At 42.3% G+C, this 17,228-nt stretch carries 16 protein-coding genes; 6 read left to right on the top strand and 10 right to left on the bottom strand.

Features of this window, described 5'->3' with window-relative positions:
* Positions 1-11: 11 nt before the first annotated feature.
* From I6E26_RS01230 to I6E26_RS01240, 3 genes are all read right to left on the bottom strand, one after another.
* The gene (locus tag I6E26_RS01230) at positions 12-1,007 is read right to left on the bottom strand and encodes a DNA-directed RNA polymerase subunit alpha (protein WP_235320001.1); all 996 of its coding nucleotides are present in this window, start codon (positions 1,005-1,007) and stop codon (positions 12-14) included.
* A 314-nt stretch (positions 1,008-1,321) separates the two neighbouring features.
* Positions 1,322-1,510 (bottom strand): helix-turn-helix domain-containing protein, encoded by a 189-nt coding sequence (locus I6E26_RS01235; RefSeq protein WP_235320002.1) that lies wholly within the window; start codon positions 1,508-1,510, stop codon positions 1,322-1,324.
* A gap of 164 nt (positions 1,511-1,674) precedes the next feature.
* Complete coding sequence (locus I6E26_RS01240; protein ID WP_235320003.1) at positions 1,675-3,777, bottom strand: GGDEF domain-containing phosphodiesterase; 2,103 nt, start codon at positions 3,775-3,777, stop codon at positions 1,675-1,677.
* Positions 3,778-4,103: 326 nt separating this feature from the next.
* Here I6E26_RS01240 and I6E26_RS11295 point away from each other — a divergent pair, with 326 nt between their 5' ends.
* Positions 4,104-6,539: a diguanylate cyclase domain-containing protein gene (locus tag I6E26_RS11295; RefSeq protein WP_235320004.1), complete on the top strand. Its 2,436-nt coding sequence runs from the start codon at positions 4,104-4,106 to the stop codon at positions 6,537-6,539.
* A 91-nt stretch (positions 6,540-6,630) separates the two neighbouring features.
* Here the strand turns inward: I6E26_RS11295 and I6E26_RS01250 are convergent, their stop codons facing one another.
* Positions 6,631-6,930, bottom strand: a complete 300-nt coding sequence (locus tag I6E26_RS01250) for a hypothetical protein (RefSeq protein ID WP_235320005.1) — start codon at positions 6,928-6,930, stop codon at positions 6,631-6,633.
* 20 nt (positions 6,931-6,950) lie between these two features.
* A complete protein-coding gene (locus tag I6E26_RS01255) occupies positions 6,951-7,634 on the bottom strand; it encodes an MgtC/SapB family protein (RefSeq protein WP_235320006.1) in 684 nt (227 codons plus the stop codon).
* Positions 7,635-7,786: 152 nt separating this feature from the next.
* Here I6E26_RS01255 and I6E26_RS01260 point away from each other — a divergent pair, with 152 nt between their 5' ends.
* Positions 7,787-8,206: a C-GCAxxG-C-C family protein gene (locus I6E26_RS01260; protein WP_235320007.1), complete on the top strand. Its 420-nt coding sequence runs from the start codon at positions 7,787-7,789 to the stop codon at positions 8,204-8,206.
* 75 nt (positions 8,207-8,281) lie between these two features.
* On the opposite strand, the gene mutT is transcribed toward I6E26_RS01260, so the two are convergent.
* From mutT to I6E26_RS01275, 3 genes are all read right to left on the bottom strand, one after another.
* On the bottom strand, positions 8,282-8,671 hold the full coding sequence (gene mutT, locus I6E26_RS01265; RefSeq protein ID WP_235320008.1) for an 8-oxo-dGTP diphosphatase MutT: 390 nt from the start codon (positions 8,669-8,671) through the stop codon (positions 8,282-8,284).
* Complete coding sequence (locus I6E26_RS01270; protein ID WP_235320009.1) at positions 8,672-11,638, bottom strand: DUF3427 domain-containing protein; 2,967 nt, start codon at positions 11,636-11,638, stop codon at positions 8,672-8,674.
* Between the two features lie 315 nt (positions 11,639-11,953).
* A complete protein-coding gene (locus I6E26_RS01275; RefSeq protein ID WP_235320010.1) occupies positions 11,954-12,259 on the bottom strand; it encodes an ArsR/SmtB family transcription factor in 306 nt (101 codons plus the stop codon).
* A gap of 253 nt (positions 12,260-12,512) precedes the next feature.
* Here I6E26_RS01275 and thiS point away from each other — a divergent pair, with 253 nt between their 5' ends.
* The 4 genes from thiS to thiH are packed head-to-tail and all read left to right on the top strand — an operon-like array spanning position 12,513 to position 15,350.
* Entirely contained in the window at positions 12,513-12,716 is a 204-nt protein-coding gene (gene thiS / locus I6E26_RS01280; protein WP_235320011.1) for a sulfur carrier protein ThiS, read from the top strand.
* Positions 12,717-12,720: 4 nt separating this feature from the next.
* Positions 12,721-13,362: a sulfur carrier protein ThiS adenylyltransferase ThiF gene (gene thiF, locus I6E26_RS01285; RefSeq protein WP_235320012.1), complete on the top strand. Its 642-nt coding sequence runs from the start codon at positions 12,721-12,723 to the stop codon at positions 13,360-13,362.
* Positions 13,359-14,117, top strand: a complete 759-nt coding sequence (locus tag I6E26_RS01290; RefSeq protein ID WP_235320013.1) for a thiazole synthase — start codon at positions 13,359-13,361, stop codon at positions 14,115-14,117. Before thiF ends, I6E26_RS01290 begins: the two co-directional genes overlap by 4 nt.
* A gap of 12 nt (positions 14,118-14,129) precedes the next feature.
* Entirely contained in the window at positions 14,130-15,350 is a 1,221-nt protein-coding gene (gene thiH, locus I6E26_RS01295; RefSeq protein WP_235320014.1) for a 2-iminoacetate synthase ThiH, read from the top strand.
* 77 nt (positions 15,351-15,427) lie between these two features.
* Here thiH and I6E26_RS01300 read toward each other — a convergent pair whose 3' ends face one another.
* Entirely contained in the window at positions 15,428-15,928 is a 501-nt protein-coding gene (locus I6E26_RS01300; protein WP_235320015.1) for a 3-isopropylmalate dehydratase small subunit, read from the bottom strand.
* Between the two features lies 1 nt (position 15,929).
* Complete coding sequence (leuC, locus tag I6E26_RS01305) at positions 15,930-17,189, bottom strand: 3-isopropylmalate dehydratase large subunit (RefSeq protein WP_235320016.1); 1,260 nt, start codon at positions 17,187-17,189, stop codon at positions 15,930-15,932.
* Positions 17,190-17,228 lie beyond the last annotated feature (39 nt).

The raw sequence follows: 17,228 nt of genomic DNA on the forward strand, positions 1-17,228 counted from the left end.
CGCAGAGGTATTTACTCAGCCTTCTTCAGCTTCAAGCCACGCTCAGCCAGCTTATCAACAATCTCATCAAAGGACTTGGAACCAAGATTACGGAGAGTCTTAACTTCCTCATCAGTTTTCTGAATCAAATCTCCAATGGTAACAATACCTGCCCGCTTCATGCAGTTAGCAGGACGCACATTCAGCTCCAAATCCTCAATAGGACGATCCAAAACATCGGCTCTGCCGCTGGCATCTGCTGCTTCATCATCCTCATTGCCAGTCTGATAAATCACATTGTTCAGTTCTGGATTTGGCTCCTCAATCTCAGTATCAGCCAATTCCCACATAGGAATCAGGGAATCAATCATCAGGCTGGCAGACTCTCTCAAAGCATCTGCTGCGCTGATAGTACCATCAGTTTCCAGTTCAACAATCAATTTATCATAATCAGTAGTATTACCTACACGAGTATTCTGTACCTTGTACTCTACACGGCGCAGAGGAGAATATACACAATCCAATGCAATTGTTCCCTCTGGTGCAGAAATATTCTTCTCAGCAGAAACATAGCCATAGCCACTCTCAATATAGAGCTCCATCTCCAGCTTACCACCGGCCTTAACGGTAGCCAAGCAGGTTTCAGGCTCCAGAATCTCCAGTTCCTGCTCCTGATCCTCACAGGTGATATCAGCCACAGTAACCTGAGTATCCTCAGCCCCAGCTTCTACATTAACAACAGCCTTGATCGGAGCCTCTACAGGCTTAATGCTCAGTTCACGGAGACGAAGAACAATATCCTGTATGCTGTCCTTTACGCCCTCAAGCTGATCCTCCATGGAATCCGCGCCATTAAAGCGAACTGCCACTACAGCAGCACCCTGAATAGAGGACAGCAGAATCCGCTTCAAGCTGCTGCCAATAGTAGTGCCATAACCACGATCCAATGGCTCACAGGTACAGGTTGCATGATTCTTATTCTCCGAGTTATCCTCGTATTTAATTTTGGTATCATTAATATCCAGCATGTAAAAACTCCTCTCGGATAAAATATCATTTTTTGCGTACTCTACATTTTACAACAATATCACTAATTTTGCAATAGATTTGCACAGATATTGGGATTAATTGCAAAAAAAGGACGCAAACAGTGCCGTATGTCCTCATACCAACTCTATTGCGTCCAGTTTTTGCATTATCTCCCTATCCCTTAATAGGCAATGCAGAGATTGGCACACATACTCTCAATAAGCATGCGTTCCTCGGTGGTGGCCATCCGTCTGTCTAAAAAAAACAGCCGCCACAACATGGGGTTGCAACGACTATTATAACAGCAAGTATATTAAATTGCAATAGATTTATTTACAGTCGTAAATACAGATGACAAAACCAAAACTTCTTGGGAAGTAGGCTGCCGCAAACCAAATTCCAACTCTGCGTATTCCTCCAGAGTCCCACCTAGAAATTCTGCCATCATATTCATGCTATACCCCTTGGACTGACGAAGCTGCCCCAAATCCTCTCTCTTCATTAAAATTCACACCTATCTGACCAATATGATTACCTGTGCCTGCAGAATCCTCCTAGAAAAGGCTTCTGCAACTCCAAACAGGATTACCTGTAAACGACTTACGAAAGTATATTATATTGAAAGACATTTGTAAAGTATAATTTTACATTTAGGGGATATATTACTTAATGCTCTTGAAAATAACTATCTGTACGGCAGTCTAACAAGGTTACCAAAACCACAGGCTTTATGGTTGAATATTCAATGCTTCGATAAATCTCCGCCACCGTGCAAATCCACCTGTCATGGTGACGACAACGTATCTTTAGCCGCAAAGGAGCTTCGTTTTCCTGAAAGTATCTCACAATTCGTTCCGGCTTCACAAACCAGGTATATTTCACCCTATCCTCTGGATGAACATATTCATTGATAGCCTTTTGGAAAAAATCCATAATATTTTTGGAATAACGATATAATTCCGACGGAGCATCTGGATGCTTGTGCATTATATCAAAGGCACCAGTTCTCATATTTACCTTAAGAACAGCTCTAAAGGTACGATGCATCAAGGTCACAGCATCAATCTTGTCGGAAGCATCTGTATGGGCCAGCTTCCAGGTAAACAGCACCCAAGGCTCCTCCATAGAGAAATTCTTAGGCTGCTGGCATTCAAAGGTATACCATTTGTACACACCATTCTTCTTGAAACGCACATCATACAAAATCCTAAGACTTCTGCTCAACAATCTCTCACGAATAAATTCCAAACCTGTCCGGCGCACATAGCCTGGCACATCATCTGGATGTACGTTGCCCTTCTGCACACAGCTGTCTATATATTCAGAAATAGTATCTGGTCTTAAATTGGTAGCAAATTTGAAGGATGCATCATGATGGATAAAATGATATTCCCCTGTGAAAGGATTTACCTCGGCCACCACGGCAAAATACTGGGCCAAATCCCGCAGGTAAGCGGAGCCGGATTTACGATTAACTATATTGGGCATAGCTACGTTGTTTTCATCTTCCAGCAAAATCTCATATTGGTTGATTGACATAGGCCGATAGAAATAATAACCCTGAGCAAAACTGCAGCCAAGAGCAGAAAGCATTTCACTTTGCTCCAGATTCTCCACTCCTTCCGCAATAACTGGCAAATCTATTTGATTGGCCATAGCTATCACAGAGCTGACAATATTTCTCCCCTTGTCAAAATTATTTTCATCCATATTCAGGAATTGCATATCCAGCTTCAATATATCTGCCTGAATATCTTTCAGCATATTCAGGGAAGAATAGCCACTGCCAAAATCGTCAATAAGAATCTTCAAACCCAATTCCCGTAGGCCTCGCTCTGCTTCCTTGATAATGGCCTCGTTTTCCACATAGGCGCTTTCGGTAATTTCTACCTCCAAATAATTGACAGGTATCCTATATTCCTTCAGCAATCTGTCAAATACTGCCACCACATCCATTTCCCGTATATCCACCCGGGAAATATTCACAGAAACAGGCAGCACCCTACGCCCCTGATCCAGCCATCTTCTCAACACCTGGCAGGTTTTCTCCCAAATATATTTATCCAGCTGAATAATATAGCCATTCTTTTCCAGGGCTGGTATAAAACGGTCCGGGCTTATAACCTCACCTGTGGAGCTTATCCAGCGCATCAAAACCTCTGCCCCCACAATACGGCCATCACGCAACTGGCATTTAGGCTGAAGGAAGAAGGTAAATTGGCCATTTTCCATACCATAGGTAACCTTTGGCATCAGCTCCATTTCTTCCATAAGCTGTCGAGCCATGTCCTCATCAAACCAAAAAATAGAGCTTTTAAGATTGCCTACGGCCTGCTGGATAGCATTAATAGTATAATCAAACAAATCTATGGACTTGACCCGCATTTCTGGGCGGCAAACGAAACCGCCAAAAATTGGCCGAAACACCTCATTATCCTTGACTTTCTGGAGAATACTAATTATCCCCTGGCGTATTCTCTCTGTTAAATTAGGATTGATTTTGAAAAATGCTGAAAATCTATCTGCTCCCATGTAGCCGATTATCATTTCCTCTTCATTGGCTAATCTTTTCAAAAAACTGGCTATATCCGACAAAAGTCTATCACCATCTGAACGGCCATACCACTTATTAAAATAGCTAAAGTGCTCTATATCCGTAGTAAGCATACAAAAGCTTTCCTGAGGGTGCTTCCCCAGACAATCATCTACCAGGTCAAGATAGCCCCTCTGCTGTGGCATGCCTGTCAATGCATCCATTTGAATTTCCATAAGATATCTCTCCAAATCCCTTTTATATATCTTTTTATCTTTTAGTTTCTTCTATTATAACATTTTAATTGACTAAATTGTAATATTTCTATATAATTTGCAAATAATAGGAGTTTTTACCTATTCACTTTAAACCTATGTCTTGCATACTTTACAGTTATATGATACAATCAATAGTTAGTGAGATTTACAACGAGATAAGGCTTATTTTGTTACAGAAACAAAGTGATATGTTGCATGATTTTATATCGTTTTTGTAAAACTCATGCAAAGGGGGATGTATCGCGTTTATGTTTAACAGATACAAGGCTTTTAGGAGTAATATTGTGAATAGAGGGAATGAAGCGGAAAACTTTAATAAATATGTAGAGGCTACAGTCAAAGCTCTTTTTCATTCGGCTGTGGCTGCTTTTTATGTGGATGTACAGCATGATTGGTTTCATACGGTTCGCAAGGCTGACAAAATGCCTCCGTCACTTCCAACAGAAGGATCTTACAGTGTAGCTATTGAACGGTTTATTGCGAGGTTTATTCCTGCTAGCTACCAAGCAATATTGCGACTTAAGCTGTCTCCTGAGTACATTCGTAATCATTTGAATCGCCATGAAACTGAATTTTCCTTAGAGGTTCCTTTATACAGTGAAAATGCCAAAAGATGGTTTAGAATATCTGTCACCTTGATAGATACCTTAGAGGGACTTCCTCATCATGCTGTAATTTCTGGTCGAGATATTACTGTAGAGCATGCCGCTGATCAAGCTAGATATGATCTTATTTGTCATTTACAAATTAAAAATGATAAACAAAATCTGGCTATCGAACAGCGCAATCGAGAGCTGTTGATCCAAAATCAAGAATTGGCTAATCTCAACAAGGAACTGTTGGAAAGCAGAGATTCTCTTTTTGAGCTGGCAGACGATTTGCAAAATGCTTTGGCTCAAAACAGTATGTATCATGAAATGTTGCAAATGCAGCAGGCAGGGTTAATTGTTTATGATTGCAAAACCTTTGCCCTCTTATATATGAATGATATTGCCTTGTCTCTTTATGAGCTTACTGAGGATGAGTTTCCCAAACTAACCTTGCAGGATCTTAGAGACAAGATTCATCTTATGGATGATACTCCACCTATTAGCGAGATGCCAGTTATGGCTGGTGCCGGTGCTACTGAGGAGGTAGAGTGCTCCATCACTCATGCTGACGGCAAAATTTATTATGTAAATATTTCTTACAAAAATGTAGTTCTTAGTGATGGACATAATGTAGTTATTGCCGTAGTTACTGATGTTACCCGGCAGGCTCTGAACAGCCAGAAATTAGCAGATAAAGCATACTCTGCCAGCCATCGTTTGGAGGCTGTGGAGGGAACACTGCGGCACTTTGCTGACTATATTTACCATGTGGATTTAACCGATGGCATGATTGTAGATGATTTTGTCAGCAATGGTTATTTAAAGCTTCTTGAAGAAGAGCAGATTCCTATTCCTTGCAAATACGATACTTTCATCCAGCGCGCCAAGGATTTGTTAGGACTAGAGTTTATCAGTTACAACGGCAGACATAATTATAATTGGAATTGTGATACCCTTTTAAATGATTTTTATCATGGCATTACAAACTGCGAAATTGAATTTCATCATACCAAAACTGACACCTATCATCGTATTACAGCTCTCATGGCTGTAAACCCAGAGGATTGTCATGTTGTAATGACTGCTATTGGCACTGATATTACCAACATTCGCAAAAAGGAATATGAAAACCAGCGGCTTCTCCTACAGGCTCAGGAGGAAGCTCAGCAAGCCTCTGCTCTTTTGGAGGAACAGCAGGCAGAGCTGGAATTAAAGCATCAGTCCCTGGAAACAGCTTATATGGAGCTGATGGAGTTTAACAGCATTGTACAAGGACTGCAATCCATCTTTAGCAGCTGCTATTATATTGATATTAACCAGCGCAAATTTACTGAGATTAAAAGCAATCCTGTTATGCAGAGTATCTTTATCAGCAGCCGTCAAATGACGGATTCTATGGATGTATACATTCATTCTGAGGTCAAGCCAAAGTATCAAAAGCTTCTGGAAGACTTTATGCATATTGATTCCCTCTCCTATCGACTACAGGATAAGCCGTATATTACTATGGAATATGAATCTGAAAGTCTTGGCTGGATGCGCAGCTATCTGGTTCCTGCCCAGTACAATCAGAGTAGTCAACCAACCCATGTTCTTTATGTAAATGAGATTATTGAAGAGGAAAAGGTTCTGCAAAATCATTTGCGCAAGGTGGCTGAAACTGATGGCCTAACAGGAATTCTGAATCGAGCCACTGGCGAAAGGAAGATTATTTCTCAGCTGAATGCCAACCAATCCGGTGCTTTTGGCATTTTGGACTGTGATGACTTCAAGGGCATCAATGATAACTATGGTCATGGTATTGGCGACAAAGTATTGATTATGGTAGCTCATAGCCTAACGGAAGCAATGGGGGCAGAAAATATTGTCCTGCGACTGGGAGGTGATGAATTTGCCTTTTACCTGACTGACTGCAATTGCAAACTGCAGCTATCATCAGTGGTAAACAAATTCTTCACTATTTTGGATTCCATCCATATACCTCAGCTGAAAGATAGAAAAGTTACTGTCAGCGTTGGTGCTGTGCTCTATGACGGCAAATCTGGCAAGACCTTTGATGAACTGTACGAAATAGCAGATCACAATCTATATGAAAGCAAAAAACTGCCTTCCAATAGGTTGACAATCTAAAATTAAAGACTGTTGTGAACTGCTATCCGTCAAGTAGATAAAGCAAAAATAGAAAATGCCGTTCTGGATTACCAGAACGGCATTTTCTATTTCAGCCTATAATCTGCACTCTTTTTACTCCCAGGGCTTCTTTCAGGGCAGGAATACAATCCCGCTCCAAAAAGCTTCTCTGTAAAATACCTCCACTAACAATGAGAAGATTATCTCCTCTTCGGTTAAAGGTCTGGATATTGCTAAAGGCTCTCTGATAAACCTCCTCTGGCAATAGTTCCTTTAATTTAGCCACAGCCTCTGCCAACTCAGGCTGCTCTCTTTGTATCCGCTGTACAAAATCCTCAGTGGCCTCAGCCTTTAAATGAATATTTCCCATTAAGTGATTTTTATCAAACATAGTTCCAAGCTTCCTTTCTCTTAACGAACTTCTACACCCTTAATACCCCGCAAAGATTGAAGGCCATTGGTAATGCAAATATTTTTTATATGATCACTATTAATCAAGGTCAGCTCCATTACCAGCATAATGCATTGTTCCCGGCTATTCTTATCATATTCCTCCCGGATTTTGACGGATTTAATGTCAACCCCCATTTCTTCCAGACAGCTGCTAATAATCGACAGCTGCTCAGGAATATTCTCTGAATATATACACACTCTAAGGATGTTGGCTCTAGCCGACCATTTTAGCTCCCAATGACTTAGGGTACCTACTGTTACCACTACCAAAACAGTGGTCATAATAGCTTCCACGTAGAAGCCTGCCCCTACCGCCAAGCCTACACCAGCCACCACCCACAGGCAGGCCGCTGTAGTTAGTCCTGTAATGCTAAGCCCTTCCTTCATAATGGCACCAGCACCCAGGAAACCAATACCACTAACTACCTGTGCACCCAAGCGGGCAGGATCTGCATTGGTCAAGCCCTCAACGGATTTGTAAATACTAAAGGACATCATCATAATCAGGCAGGAGCCAAGACACACCAAAATGTTCGTCCGCAAACCTGCCGCCTTGCGCCTGGACTGGCGCTCATAACCAATCATGCCGCCTAGCACGCAGGCCAAAGCCAGCTGACAAAAACTCATCAATATATCATGCATACTATCACCACCAACATCCACAATTCAATACAATGTCTATTATACCATATTTCCAGCTTATGGCATATTATGCTATAATATCTATGTGTATTATTTGCCAAAGGCAGAAGGATTATCACCTGCCTTAATTGGCTTGTATCAAGGAGGAAATTATGGAAAGCAGAAAAAATATTGCTATAGAAATGCATAACAAGGGTTATAACTGTGCCCAGTCTGTGGCTCTTACCTATGCTGATTTGGTGGATATGAAGCCAGAACAGCTTTTTAGAATCACAGAGGGTTTTGGTCTGGGCGGAGGCAATATGCAGGGAACCTGTGGCGCCATTAGCGGCGCTTTGGCTCTGGTAGGCCTTTTGAACAGCAGCGGCGATTTGGAAAATCCTACCACTAAGGCCAAAACCTATGGACTTAATAAGGAAATTCTGGAAAACTTCCAAAAACGCAATGGCTCTGTTATCTGTCATGAGTTGAAAGGCATTGGCACTGGCAAAGTTCTACGCTCCTGCCCAGATTGCATTATGGATACCTGCGAATTTTTTGAAAATCTCTATGAGACAAAGCTAAAAAAATAAAATATCTGCAAAATACAACAGCCCCTGATAACCATAGTCAGAGGCTGTTTTTTACTATCCAATATCTGCTAAAATCTATGCCAATATGGACTTTAATTTTTCTACAATGCCTTCATCAGCAGGAAGCCAGGCTACCTCATCCAGCTGATTTTTCCCCAGCCATCTTGCAGCTTCATGCTCCTTGAGAACAAACTTCTCCTTAGCTAGCTGACAGAGGTAACAGTGCATGGTTAGATGAAACTGCAGATAATCATATTCCACTGTTTCCAGCAATTCCCCTACAACAACCTCCATATCCAGCTCTTCCCGCAGCTCTCTTTTCAGGGCATCTACCCTTGTCTCTCCTGCCTCCAGCTTGCCGCCGGGAAATTCCCAGCCATCCTTGAACTCACCATAGCCCCGCTGGGTAGCCAATATCTTATTCTCTCGACAGACAATTCCTGCCACAACCTCAATTTTCTTCAACTATAGCACCTCGCTGGTAATATATTCATATATATCTTCTCTAACAGGAGTTTCCAGATTCCAAAAAATTTCTACCGCCTGACTTCCGGATTCCATAACAATATCCTCTCCCTTTCCTGCGGTCATTCTACCAAGATAATAGAAGCTTTTTGCCTCTTTATCATCCTTATTTTTTCGCACAAAAAGGTCCACTGGAGTATTATTTCTCTCAGCTTCCAAAAATCTACGCACATCCTCAGATGCCATAGTTCTCTTACCCTTGGAAATGGCAATCAACTGAGCATTATTCTGGAATCTATCATGATAGGCAATGGTATCACTAATATCTTCTGCCTTATCATAATTGATAAATACTGGATAGGTATTGGTGTCAGAATCATATTTATAGCCACCAATATTTAAGGGAACCACATTTTGAGACCATTCCAAAATCCGGCAGACATCCTCATAATCATATTTCTGATACAGCTTAAAGCCTCTATCTGCTTTTTCCGGCATATAATATGCATTATACCTCTTTAGGCCAAATTTCACCAGCTCCTGAATCATCTTCTTAAACTCTGGATTTTGCAGGCATTGGGCAAATCTCTCAGAAATCTCGTAATTATCCTGTGCCTTAGCTAAAAACACACAATCAGCAAAGGTCCCCTTGGAACTTCCGGTGGCAAAATTCCCTGTCATAATATTTATCATGTTTACCAAGGTATTCTGCTTAAAGGAAATAGCATATTTATCCTGCAAGCATTTCTCCAATTCCCTTAAAGGATTATTTTTGCCTGACAACAAAATAGACAAAAGCTCCAGCTCATGGGGGCGCTTGCCCTCAGCAAACTTGCAGGAAACAAATTCTATAAATTTGCTCTCCTGCTCATTTAACTTTATGGTATATTCCTTTTCGTACTTAACAAGAAAATTGTGATAGGAACCTAGCTTGCCCCGAAAAATACAAGCCACATCCATTTCTCCATAAGCATCAAAATCAGCTAAGGCCGGTATCCGCCCCAGTTTATTTCTCAGCCGCTGGTAATTCTCCTTTATCAGCTTGATTTCCCCCATATTGGAGTTATCTATAGACTGAAAAATTCTCTGCTTAGCAATCTTGTCAAAATGAATAGTAGAGGCTCCAGGAATTACCCTATTCCCCTCCATAAGGGCTCGTCGAATATTATCCTTGTTATAGCTTCTATCTCCTGACAAGGCAATAGGTATCAGAAAGTTCTTGCTATAATTGCCAATAAAATCCAAGACCACCACATATTCCTTATCCTGATATTTCCGCAGGCCACGACCTAGCTGCTGCACAAAAACAATGGGACTTTCCGTTGGCCTTAGCATAATTACCTGATTTATTTCGGGAATATCTACACCTTCGTTGAATATATCTACAGAAAAAATATAATCCAACTGCTCATCCTCTGGCAGACTATCATCCACCAAACGTCTTACTACAGCAGCCCTTTCCTCCTGACTATTACTGCCAGCAATACTAACTGCTCTATAGGGTTTATCAGTATCCGGATTAATGCGTTGGCAGAAAAGTTCTGCCAAAATACTTGCTTCCTGATTTCTACTGCAAAAAATCAGGCCCTTTACCCTATGCCCGGAATAACCATAAAAGCGGATTTTGTCCAAAACAAAGTCTACACGGCCCTCATCTGTCAACACAGACATAGCATCCTGCCATTTCTCTGTCTCTAGCTTTTCATCATTTACATAGGCATCTGTTATACCAAAATAATGGAAAGGACACAGGAAATCTTCCTCCAAAGCCTGTTGCAGTCTAATCTCATAGGCAATATTGTAATCAAAAAGCTTGTAAATATCAAATCCATCAGACCTATCTGGGCTTGCCGTCATACCCAAAAGCATTTTAGGCTGAAAATAGTCAATAATCTTCTGATAGCTATTGGCGCCACCATGATGAGCCTCATCAATGACGATGAAATCAAAGGCATTGGGGCCAAATTTTAATAAGATGTCTGTTTTGCTCATGGTTTGCATGGTAGCAAATACATATTTTTTATTAAAGGCATCCTTGGAATTACCAGATAACAGGCCCATTTCCTCCTTGGCTCTGGCTCCCAATACATTTGTGTAGCTTTTCATAGCCTGCTTGGCGATTTGCTCTCTGTGCACTAAAAACAGCATATGTTCAGGAGCAAAATCCCGCACCGCAAAAGCCGAGGCATAGGTTTTGCCTGTACCTGTGGCGGATATAAGCAAGGCTCTATTGGCCCCTTGCTGACGAAGCTGCTGCATATTATCTACAAATTGCTGCTGCATAAGATTAGGCTGCAGCTTGGCAATATAGCCATTATTTGCTTCTGCAACACCTGCAAGATTAGTATACTGTTGCAAGGATTTCTGAGCTATATAATAATCCTTGTATTTGCCAGCTATTTCTGCATAGGGCAAGGTGTGTTCATCCTGCCATAGCTCATGAAATCGCCTGATAATCCCTTCGGTATATTCTCCCTGCTCCATAGAAACCAGCTTGGTATTCCATTCCTCATTACGTGTAAGGGCATTGCTGGTAAGATTGGCAGAGCCTACAATAATTCTATATTCCTCACCTCTGCGAAAAATATATCCCTTGGTATGAAAGCCTCTATCCCCAGCACAATAAAATTTCAGTTCAATATTCCGAAAGCTGTTTAGCTTTTCCAAGGCTGCTGGTTCACTAAAACTAAGATAATCTGTGGTGATAATTTTGCCTTTTACCCCATCAGCTTCCAGTTCTTGCATGGTTTGCAACAAAGGGATAATACCGCTCATGGTAATAAAGGCTACGCTAATGAAAAATTCATCACAATTATTAAGCTCCGTTTCCAGTGAGGTTAGTACCTTCTGGCCAAGTTTATGATTATTCAATATCAGTTGTGGTCTATATGATTCCCCTGAATATACACCTTTATCTATAAAAGCAGCTGTTAATCCCTTTTTCAGCTGATCTACTGCTGTCTCCATATGCACAAATCCTTCCATGCTAAAATTGTTACCATATTCGGACTCCAAAGCGACATGCCTTCGGCCTATATAATTATACACTTTTAACATATTCGCCATTTATTTGTAATTTCCTGCTAATATAGTAAAAAAGGGACAAAATATATACCAAATAGAACCTAGTGCCTATTTGTGGATAATATTGTGTTAAATTCTGATTTATTGAGCCAAAGACTTATTTGCATAACGGCATACATATACTCTTTACTGAGGCATGACATATACCCTTACAGGCACGCTCTCGCTACTTTTCTCGCCTTTCGTTTTACCGCCATATTATTCCTCCTGTTTTTCCTCTGTTGCAAACAAACAGGACAGCAGCTTCTCTATCCGCTTATCCTTAATGCTATAGGTAATCTCCAAACCCTTTCGCTGTCCCTCAATAATACCTGCCTGACGCAGCTTGCCAACATGCTGAGATACAGTAGACTGAGGCGCCTCCAAGCAGTTTTGCATATGGGTTACATTACAGCTGCCATTACGCCACAAGCCTCTGGCAATACACAATCTAACCGGATGAGCCAATGCCTTTAGCATCTCTGCCATATCCTGTAACTCTTTTAAATCCTTATTTTCTATCATAACATTCACCTCTTATTTTATATATCACAATATTGCGATATACGTGTCAATATTCCACTAGAAAAAATCTCTTTCTTGACAATATATGCAAAAAACATTACACTTATTATGAAATATGAAATAAGTACATATTAGTATTTATTTCTCAATATTTTTATAGAGTTGACCAAGTGATTGAACAGGAGTTCATGAAGGGGTGCACCACCGCGGGTGTACTTTTTTGTGGACTCTTTTTTGTTTGGAGGTGAAAATAATGATTCAAGCCAAAATCAACGGTCAAATAGTGGATTTGGCAGAAAAAACCACTATTCAACAGTTCCTACAGGCGCAAAATCATAAAACAGACCGAGTAGCAGTAGAGCTAAATGGACAAATTGTACCTAAAAGTGCTTATGAACAACAGGAAATCAAAGCTGAGGATACTCTGGAAATAGTATCCTTTGTAGGAGGAGGCTGATACTGTGCCATCACAGGAGGAAATCTATGCTGCCCTCTGCCAGCGTCATGGCAAGGCATTGCAGGACAAACTGCAGAAGGCCAAGATTGCCATTGCAGGTCTGGGAGGCCTTGGCTCCAATATTGCTATTGGACTAGCCCGCATAGGTGTAGGACAGCTTCATCTGGTGGATTTTGACCGGGTAGATTTAACCAATCTTAACAGACAGCATTATTTTATCCACCACTTAGGCCAGTACAAAACAGAGGCCCTAAAAAAACAGATTCTGGAAATCAATCCCTATATTCGGGTAAGTACAGATTGTTTGAAAATCACAGCCAGCAATGTAGCTACTCTATTTTCAGATGCTGACATTATTTGCGAAGCCTTTGATGTACCAGAGAACAAGGCTATGCTGGCAAATACGGTTTTGGAGCAGCTGCCAGATAAATGGCTTGTTTCCGGCAATGGCATGGCAGGCTATGGCAAAAGCAATTTGATTCAAACCAAGGCTATCATGTCCAAATTTTACCTTTGCGGGGACAATATCAGCAGCAATGAAGCTCAGCCCCTCATGGCCCCAAGAGTAGCAATTTGCGCAGGACATGAGGCAAATATGGTAGCAGAATTAATTATTGAACATTTAGGAAAAGAGGCAGAAAAATGACTTGGAAATTAGGCAAGCATGAATTCAAATCCCGTTTTATTTTAGGTTCCGGCAAATATTCCCTCAATCTGATTAAGGCTGCCGTGGAAAATGCCCAGGCAGATATTATTACTTTGGCTCTCCGTCGAGTTAACGATGGCGGCATGGCCAATATTCTTGATTATATTCCTGAGCATATCACCCTTTTACCTAACACCTCTGGGGCCAGAAATGCCGACGAGGCGGTGCGGATTGCCCGCTTGTCCAGAGAGCTTTGTCACAGCGATTTGGTAAAAATCGAAATCATGCGGGATAGCAAATATCTCCTGCCTGATAATCAGGAAACCATTAAGGCTACGGAAATTCTTGCCAAGGAAGGCTTTACTGTCCTCCCCTATATGTATCCTGATTTGAATGTAGCTCGAGACTTGACCAATGTAGGAGCAGCTGCCATTATGCCTTTAGGGGCTCCTATCGGCACCAACAAAGGTCTGTGCACCAAGGAGTTTATTCAGATTCTCATTGATGAAATTGAATTGCCAATTATTGTAGATGCTGGCATTGGCAGACCATCTCAGGCTTGTGAAGCTATGGAAATGGGTGCCGCGGCCATTATGGCCAACACCGCCATTGCCACTGCTGGCGATATTCCAGCTATGGCAGAGGCCTTCAGGCTGGCTATTGAGGCAGGTCACCTAGCCTGCAAGGCAAAGCTGGGACGGATTCAGGACAAGGGTAGTGCCTCCTCCCCTCTGACAGGATACTTACGGGACTAAGGAGAAGTGAATATGAGCAAGGATGAACATCTTAATGAAAGTATTATCAGCCAGGAGGCCAAAGCCTTTTTAGCCAAAGAAAACCGCAGCAACCATATGGAATATATGCCGGATATGGAGGTGCTGGACAGCGATTTGCTGGACAGAGTTGTGGCGGATATGGAAAGCTATGATTACGATAGCTATACAGCTCAGGATGTACGACGGGCTCTACAGCACAGCCGTAAGACACCAGAGGATTTCCGTGCCCTCCTTTCCCCAGCCGCTCTGCCTTTTTTGGAAGAAATTGCCCAGCAGGCCAAGGTGGAAAAGGAAAAGCATTTTGGCAATTCAATTTGTCTTTTTACCCCTATCTATATTGCTAATTACTGTGAAAACTTCTGTATCTACTGTGGCTTTAACCGTTACAACCACATTCGTCGAGCCCAGCTTACCTATGAGGAAATTGACAAGGAAATGGCAGCCATTGCCCAAAGCGGACTTCAGGAAATCCTGATTCTCACTGGGGAAAGCCGTCAAAAATCCACAGTGGAATACATTGGAGAAGCCTGCAAGATAGCCAGGAAATATTTCCGAATTATTGGCTTGGAAGTTTATCCTATGAACAGTGAGGATTATGCCTATCTTCACCAATGCGGCGCTGATTATGTAACAGTTTTTCAGGAAACCTATCATGCCGACAAATATGAAACTCTCCATTTGGCAGGTCACAAGCGCATCTTCCCATACCGCTTTTATGCTCAGGAACGAGCGCTAAAGGGTGGCATGAGAGGTGTAGGCTTTGCCGCTCTGCTGGGACTAGATGATTTCCGCAAGGATGCTCTGGCTACCGGTATGCATGCCTATTATTTGCAAAAAAAATATCCCCAGGCAGAAATTGCTTTTTCCTGCCCTCGTTTGCGGCCGATTATCAACAACGACAAAATCAATCCAATGGATGTGCATGAAGCCCAGCTTCTGCAGGTGGTTTGTGCCTATCGGCTCTTTATGCCCTTTGCCAGCATAACGGTTTCCACCAGAGAATGTGCCAGAGTCCGAGACAATCTGGTAAAAATTGCTGCTACCAAAATATCTGCCGGCGTCAGCACGGCCATTGGTGAGCATTGCACTGAAGCAAAGGACAAAGGAGATGCACAATTTGAAATCTCTGACACCCGCACTGTCGATGATGTATATCAAAGCCTGCTAAATCATGATTTACAGCCAGTTATGGCAGAATATATCTACGTTTAAACCCTAATAAACACAAAATACCGACCTGAGCAAGAGAATTTTGTCCCTTATCAGGTCGGTATTATTTTTATACTCAATCAGCCCTTGGCCTTGATATAATTAATCAACCCGCCGGCCTTGGCAATATCCTGTACAAAGCCTGGCAATGGCTGAGCGTGGAATACATCACCAGTGGTAAGATTCTCAATCACACCAGTGGAAGTATCCACCCGCAGCTTGTCTCCATGATGAATTTTCTCCACATCATCGCCGATTTCCAGCAGTGGCAAACCGATATTAATGCCGTTACGGTAGAAGATACGGGCAAAATCTGCTGCAATTACCACAGGCACACCAGAAGCCTTGATAGCTACAGGGGCATGTTCGCGGGAGGAGCCACAGCCAAAGTTCTTGCCACCTACCAGAATATCCCCCTCTACCACATTGGCAGCAAAAGGAGCCTCCTGATGCTCATCGCTATCCTCCATGCAATGAGCAGCCAAATCCTTGGGATCAAAGGAGTTCAGATAGCGGGCAGGAATAATTACATCTGTATCAATATTGTCGCCGTAGCGCCAAACCTTTCCTTCTAAGCTCATCTTAATTTACCTCCTCTGGAACTGCGATATAACCGAGAATTGCACTGGCAGCTGCCACATATGGGCCAGCCAGATATACCTCGGAGTCAACATGGCCCATACGGCCACGGAAATTACGATTGGTGGTGGAAACAGCCTTCTCCCCTGCTGCCATAATACCCATATGGGCACCAAGACATGGTCCGCAGGTTGGAGTGCTGACAGCTGCGCCAGCATTAATAAAGATATCTACCAGTCCCTCATGAACAGCATCCAAATAAACCTGCTGGGAACCTGGAATTACAATACAGCGTACATCTGGATGTACACTATGGCCCTTCAACACCTCTGCAGCCTGACGGAGATCCTCCAGACGTCCATTGGTACAGGAACCAATTACCACCTGATCTATCTTTATCTTGTCAATCTCAGACACTGGATGAGTGTTGCCAGGCAGATGTGGGAAAGCCACCACTGGTGTCAGCTTGGAAAGATCTATCTCGATTACCTTTTCATAGCTGGCATCCTCATCAGGAGCTACAGCCTCATATGGCTGCTGCACTCTGCCCTCTACATATTCCTTGGTAATTTCATCAAATGGGAAAATACCATTCTTGCCACCGGCCTCAATGGCCATATTGCTTATTGTAAGACGGTCTGTCATAGTCAGCTCAGCTACACCCTCACCAGCAAATTCAATTGCCTTGTAGAGTGCACCATCTACGCCAATCATGCCAATCAGAGTCAGAATGACATCCTTACCACAGATGTACTTTGGCTTTTTGCCAGTAAGTACAACCTTGATAGCCTTTGGCACCTTGAACCAAGCCTGACCAGTAGCCATAGCCACCCCTAGGTCAGTGGAACCAACACCAGTAGAAAAACCGTTAACTGCGCCATAGGTACAGGTATGGGAATCTGCACCTATGGTAAGCATACCAGGGCCTACAATACCCTTTTCTGGCAAAATAACATGCTCGATACCTACCCGGCCAATTTCAAAGTAATTCTTAATCTGATGCTTCTTGGCAAATTCCCGCACAGTCTTGGCCAGACCTGCTGCCTTAATATCCTTGTTAGGAGTAAAATGATCTGGCACCAGCGCAATCTTAGTATTATCAAATACTGGACGACCGATTTTCTCAAACTCCTTGATAGCAGGAGGAGCAGTTACATCATTGGCTAATACCATATCCAGCTGGCAGAAAATAAGCTGTCCAGCAGTTACAGAATCCAAACCAGCATGCTTGGCCAGGATTTTTTCTGTCATATTCATTCCCATTACATACACCTCGTCATTATGCTACAAATAGGCTTATGC

The organism is Anaerovibrio lipolyticus (genome assembly GCF_021531495.1).
Classification (GTDB): domain Bacteria; phylum Bacillota; class Negativicutes; order Selenomonadales; family Selenomonadaceae; genus Anaerovibrio.